Genomic DNA, 1,824 nt, shown 5'->3' on the forward strand with positions numbered 1-1,824 from the left:
ATCCCGACATCGACATGATCGCGGGGCCGGAGCCCGGCTACAAGCATCGGGACGGCGCGCCCTGTCCGGCCAGGTCCTAGGGCCGCCGAACCGAAGCCCGGCGGCCCGCGGTCAGGACTTGGCGATGAACAGCATCGGCGCGCGACGCAGGAAGCCCGCCCGCGCATAGATCGCCGATTGCGCTTCGCCGGCGGCCGAGAGGAAGGCCATGTGGCAGCCGGCGTCAAAGGCGGCCTGCGACAGCATCGCGGTCATCGCCTGGGCCAGGCCGCGCCGGCGGAAGGCTGGGCGGACACCGATCCCCACGACCTCCGTCACACCGTCCTGGGGGCGGATGAAGGCGCCGGTTCCGGCGGGCTCGCCGCTGGCGCGGTCGTGGGCCAGCAGGACACGTCCGCCAAGGCGCACCGTACTCATCAACCATTGGGCGTCGGACGCCTCACCGCCGAAAGCCTCCGCTGCGACCATGGTCGCCAGGGCCAGGCGCTGCGGATCCTCGACGAAGGTCAGGCTGAAGCCGGCAGGTTCGGACCGAGGGCCCGCGGCCGTCCTGCGGCAGGTCATCAGTGGCGGTCGAAGTTCGACCTCGAAGCCCGCCGCCAGGAGGGCGGCCTCCACCGCCGGGGCGGCGGCCGGCACATATTCCAGGCGCGGCGTCCGCTTGCGGGTCCGGAAGGCGTCTTCCAGGGCGGCGATGTCTGTCGGCGTCGGCCGGGCGTCGTCTGCGGGGATGGCGTAGTTGGCGTACAGCCCGCGATCCCCTGGGGAGAACAGGATGGAGAAGGGCCCTAACGGAACGCCATTTCGGGCGCGGGCGCGCAGGAAGGCCTGCACCGCCGCGGCGTCGGCCATATCGGCCGCGCCTTGGGTGTCTTGATTTTGCATGGAAACCTCAGAGGGACGCCAGGCGTCCCCGCTCGAATTGTCGGGCCGCGGCTGTGACAGCGGCGGCGATGAGCGTTGAGGTGCGCAGGGCTGGGATCAGCTCGCCAGGTCCGGGCGCACCGCTTCGCGCCGCCGGTCGGCGGCAGGTCGGGCTGAGGCTAGCATGGCGTCTCCCGGGGTTTGCGCGCGACGGCCGCGCGACCCCGAAAGCCTTGTCCCAATGACGAACGGTGTCAAGCGGGGGCTCTACGAAAGGAGCCGACCTGCGGCAGGGTTTGTGAAGGGCGCCAAGGCGTGCTGTCGTTGCGCCGTCAGGCTCGCCAGCTATCGGGCTTGGTATGTCTCAAAACGTCTACGACGATCCCGCCTTCTTCGAGGGTTACAGCCAGCTGCGGCGTTCCAGGCTGGGCTTGCCCGGCGCCCCGGAATGGCCTGCCGTTCGAGCCCTGCTGCCCCCGTTGGCGGGGCTTGGCGTCCTGGATCTCGGCTGCGGTTTTGGCTGGTTCTGCAGATGGGCGAGAGAGGAGGGCGCCGCCTCGGTGCTCGGCATAGACCTGTCGGAGAAGATGCTTGGGCGCGCGCGAGCCGCGACGAAGGATGAAGGGGTGAGCTACCTCCAGGCTGACGTGCGGGACTTGGGGTTGCCGGAAGCCGGCTTTGACCTCGTCTACAGCTCGCTCGCGCTTCACTATGTCGAGGACCTGGCCAAGGTGGTCGGCGCCGTACGCACCGCCCTCCGGGACGGCGGAAGCTTCGTGTTCTCCATAGAACATCCCGTCTACATGGCGCCGACCCGACCCCGCTGGACCAAGAGTGAGGACGGCCGACGGATCTGGCCGCTCGACAGCTACGGCCGCGAAGGCGCGCGGACCACCGACTGGCTGACGCCCGGCGTGGTGAAGTTCCACCGAACCCTTGGAACCAGCCTCAATCTGCTCA

General features: G+C 69.5%; 2 protein-coding genes. One reads left to right on the top strand and one right to left on the bottom strand.

All coding sequences use genetic code 11. The annotated features are described in order from the left end of the window. Positions 1–111 precede the first annotated feature (111 nt). Positions 112–885: a GNAT family N-acetyltransferase gene (locus tag RMO97_RS14965; protein WP_310541844.1), complete on the bottom strand. Its 774-nt coding sequence runs from the start codon at positions 883–885 to the stop codon at positions 112–114. Between the two features lie 338 nt (positions 886–1,223). On the opposite strand from RMO97_RS14965, the gene RMO97_RS14970 reads away from it, so the two are divergent. Continuing rightward, the coding region (locus RMO97_RS14970; RefSeq protein ID WP_310541845.1) for a class I SAM-dependent methyltransferase at positions 1,224–1,824 on the top strand (601 nt) is incomplete at its 3' end.

Origin of the sequence: Phenylobacterium sp., from assembly GCF_031425575.1 — a bacterium.
Taxonomy (GTDB): domain Bacteria; phylum Pseudomonadota; class Alphaproteobacteria; order Caulobacterales; family Caulobacteraceae; genus Phenylobacterium.

Bases quoted from the DNA above. Each gene is read 5' to 3' on its own strand.
- RMO97_RS14965 (WP_310541844.1), bottom strand. From the start codon at position 885: ATGCAAAATCAAGACACCCAAGGCGCGGCCGATATGGCCGACGCCGCG.